Source organism: Bradyrhizobium sp. i1.15.2 (assembly GCF_040548425.1).
Taxonomy (GTDB): Bacteria; Pseudomonadota; Alphaproteobacteria; order Rhizobiales; family Xanthobacteraceae; genus Bradyrhizobium; species Bradyrhizobium canariense.
Genome location: NZ_JBEPRQ010000066.1, coordinates 1 through 3648, shown reverse-complemented (window position 1 = coordinate 3648; position 3648 = coordinate 1). Strand labels below are relative to the sequence as shown.

At 63.6% G+C, this 3648-nt stretch carries 3 protein-coding genes; 2 read left to right on the top strand and 1 reads right to left on the bottom strand.

The features are described from left to right. Positions 1 to 185 precede the first annotated feature (185 nt). A complete protein-coding gene (gene istA, locus ABIB80_RS39155; RefSeq protein ID WP_354129633.1) occupies positions 186 to 1727 on the top strand; it encodes an IS21 family transposase in 1542 nt (513 codons plus the stop codon). A gap of 19 nt (positions 1728 to 1746) precedes the next feature. Continuing rightward, the gene (gene istB, locus ABIB80_RS39150) at positions 1747 to 2397 is read left to right on the top strand and encodes an IS21-like element helper ATPase IstB (RefSeq protein WP_354129632.1); all 651 of its coding nucleotides are present in this window, start codon (positions 1747 to 1749) and stop codon (positions 2395 to 2397) included. Here istB and ABIB80_RS39145 read toward each other — a convergent pair. Beyond that, a partial coding sequence (locus ABIB80_RS39145; RefSeq protein WP_354129631.1) for a recombinase zinc ribbon domain-containing protein occupies positions 2392 to 3648 on the bottom strand: 1257 nt, incomplete at its 5' end. The genes istB and ABIB80_RS39145 overlap by 6 nt on opposite strands.

Here is a 3648-nt window from a genome sequence, read left to right as displayed (position 1 = left end):
GGTGCGGAATCCGAGGCAAAGCGGCCACCGATTCCGACGGAAGGCGGCCAGCGATTCCGATCGAAAGCGGCCACCCAATCCGAACGAAGGCGGCCACCCTGTTGATAGGGTGAGACGGGGGGCGTTGTCGGCAATCTGAACGGGGCAAGGTCCCTCCTTTTGCGGTTCACGCAATGGGAGGTCCGATGCCCGCCGAGAGATTGCCGATGCGGAAGATTCGAGAAGTTCTACGCCTGAAGTATGCCTGTGGGGTGAGCGATCGGGTGATCTCCCGATCGGTCGGGATCGGTCGCACGGCGATCGCGGAGTATGTCCGCCGCGCCGCGGTGATCGGCATCACCTGGCCGATACCGGAGGAGCTCGACGACACAGCACTGGAGCGCAAGCTGTTTGCGCCAGCCGGCTACAACCCGCCGCGATCGAAGCCGCTTCCGGATTGGGGGCATGTCCATGCCGAGTTGCGCCGCCGCAGCGTAACGCTGGCGCTGCTGTGGGAGGAATACCGCGGCCATCATCCCGACGGCTACGGCTACAGCCGGTTCTGCGACCTCTACGTCGAATGGCGCCACGGCATCACGGCGACCATGCGGCAGACCCACGCGGCCGGCGAAAAGCTGTTCGTGGACTTCGCCGGCGATACCGTGCCGGTGTTCGACGGGCTTACCGGGGAGGTGCGCGCCGCCAAGATCTTCGTCGCGGTCATGGGAGCGTCGAACTACACATTCGTCCAAGCCCGGTTCAGCGAGGCGCTGCCCGACTGGATCGGCGCCCATGTGGATGCGCTCACCTTCCTGGGCGGAGTGCCGAAGGCGCTCGTCTGCGACAATCTGAAGGCCGGGGTGACGGTGGTGAGCCGCTACGAGCCAGGCGTCAACCGGACTTACCAGGATCTTGCCACCCATTACGGCACCACCATTATGCCGGCGCGGCCCCGCAAGCCGCGCGACAAAGCCAAGGTGGAGGCGGCGGTTCTTATCGTCCAGCGATGGATTTTGGCGCGGCTGCGCAACCGGCGCTTCTTCTCGCTCGCCGAGTTGAACGTTGCGATCCGCATCCTGGTCGACGAACTCAACGCCCGCCTGATGCGCAAGCTCGGTGCCAGCCGCCGCGAGTTCTTCGACACCATCGATCGTCCGGCCCTGATGCCGCTGCCGGCCGAACCCTATCAGTACGCCGAATGGCGTCGTGCCCGTGTAGCGCCGGATTACCATGTCGAGGTTCAGGGGCACTTCTACTCGGTGCCATCCCGCCTGATCCGCCAGGTCGTCGAGGTGCGGGCCACCGAGGCAACCATCGAGGTGTTCCATCGCGGCACCCGGATCGCCAGCCACGCACGCTCAGGCGTCAGGCGCCGCCACACCACGATCCCCGAGCACATGCCGAGCGCACATCGCCGATACGCCTTCTGGACGCCGGCACGTCTGCTGGCCGCCTCCGAGAAGATCGGTCCGTCCACGATCGCGCTGTGCCAGGCGATCATGCGGACAAAGCCCCATCCCGAGCAGGGCTTCCGATCCTGTCTCGGCATCCTGCGGTTGGAAAAGACCTATGGGACGCAACGTCTGGAAGCCGCGTGCCGCCGTGGGATCAGCATCGGCTCAGCGAGCTATCGGTCGATCGCCTCGATCCTCAAGACCGGCCTGGACAAAGCCTTCCTTCCCGACACCGCCCCCGAGGCCGATCCCATCCAGCACGGCAACATCCGGGGCCGCGGCTACTACCACTGACCACCAACAAGGAGACCTTATGCTCAGCAACCACACCCACGAACGTCTCGCTGCTCTCGGGCTCGCCGGCATGGCCAAGGCCTTCGACGATCAGCAACGCCAACCGGACGTTACCGCGCTGACCTTCGAGCAGCGCCTCGGCCTGATGATCGATCGCGAAGCAACCGAGCGAGAGAACAAAAGGCTCATCGTGCGCCTGAAGTTCGCCTCGCTACGGCAGGCCGCAATCGTCGAAGATGTCGATCTGCGCGCTCCGCGCGGCATCGACCGCGCCTTCTTTGCCAAGCTCGTCGATGGCGATTGGATCAGCCGCAAGCAAAATTTGCTCATCACCGGGCCGACCGGCGTCGGCAAGAGCTGGATCGCCTGCGCACTCGGCCACAAGGCATGCCGCGATAATCGATCCGTCTTATATCATCGCCTGCCAAGGCTGTTCGAAGCTCTTGCGCTCGCCCGCGGGGACGGACGCTATGCGCGGCTCCTCAAGACACTATCGAGGGTCGATTTGCTCATCCTCGATGATTGGGGCCTCGCACCGCTTACCGGCGAGCAGCGTCGCGATCTCCTCGAAGTCGTCGACGATCGACACCAGCGCGGATCGACCATCATCACCAGCCAGGTGCCGATCGAAAATTGGCATGAGGTCATCGCCGAGCCGATGACTTCATGATGCCTCCTTCTTCGAACGCTTGGTGCGTCGTACCTGATTGCGAAGCTGACTGATTTGTTGGTCTGAGAGCTCGATCTGCCATGGCTGGCCTTTGGCTAACTGACGACCTGCCAGCAATCCGCGCGCGAGATAATCGAACACCGTTTGCGGGGTTACTCCAAGCTCAGCCGCTGCGCCCTGAATCGAGAAGCTGCCGTCGGGCCAGCGCACCGGATTCTTGTCGACGCCGTTGATTTTGATGGTGGGAATGCCCCAGCGGGTACGCAAAAGCCAGACGTTCTCGCCTTTGAAGGCACAGCCTCGGGCCGCAACGAAGCCTTCCTGATTGAGTATTGCTGCGATCTCGCCATCCATTTTGTGTTCAGCATTCAACTCGACGATCCGTCGCCGCAACCGATCAATGTCGATGTAGTTGCGGTAGGTGTGAACGCGCCGTTGGACGTGATGCTCGCTGGTTGCGCCGGTCTGCCAGACGATCTTGAGCCACACCTGGCCTCGGGTCCGCTTTTGATCAAGAACGACTTCGCGGATGACAAATCGCAGAATGCGCTTGCGATCGGCTGCCGACGTGGTGGCCGCATTCCAAATCCGCGGCAGATTCTCGCCGAGCGCTTGTAGCCCTGCGCGTTCCGCTGGGCCAATCAGGAGCGGCTCTTGCGCGCGCCAACGCGCATGCTCCTGCTCGACCGCCTCGACGACACGCAGCTTGTCTTCCCAAGCCCGCTCAAGTGAGCGCGCCACAAGACGGTTCTCGGGCTCTACGGCGTCATACTGACGCCGAGCGCGCTCGGCCTCGTAGCGGGCGCGCTCCACGCGAAGCGCCCACTGGCGCTCGAGCTGACGGCTCTCTTGCTCCAGTTGGCCCGCCGCCGCGAGTGCGATCGCAATCTGATCCGGCACCAGGGCATCGAGGACCACCCGCTCGACCAGCGCGTCAACCGCCAAGGCCCGGACTTCCTGACATAGTGCACTGCCTTGCTGGTCCCGATCCGAGCGGCAGCAATAGACCGGATAGTCGGCATTCGGGCCCGTGTAGCGCATGCTCATGCGCCGTCCGCAACGGCCGCAGATCGCAATTCCTTGTAACAGGGCTGCCCCCTTGCGCGGTACGCCAGAGTGTCCTGCCTCATAGCGGAAGACGTTATCTGCCAGTCGCCCCTGGTTGGCCATGAACTCCTCCCAGCTGATATAGCCTGGGTGAGCGGCGTGGAGGCAAACCGCCCAATCCGCGATCGCCACCTTGACCGTTCC

Bases quoted from the DNA above. Each gene is read 5' to 3' on its own strand.
- istA (WP_354129633.1), top strand. From the start codon at position 186: ATGCCCGCCGAGAGATTGCCGATGCGGAAGATTCGAGAAGTTCTACGC.
- istB (WP_354129632.1), top strand. From the start codon at position 1,747: ATGCTCAGCAACCACACCCACGAACGTCTCGCTGCTCTCGGGCTCGCC.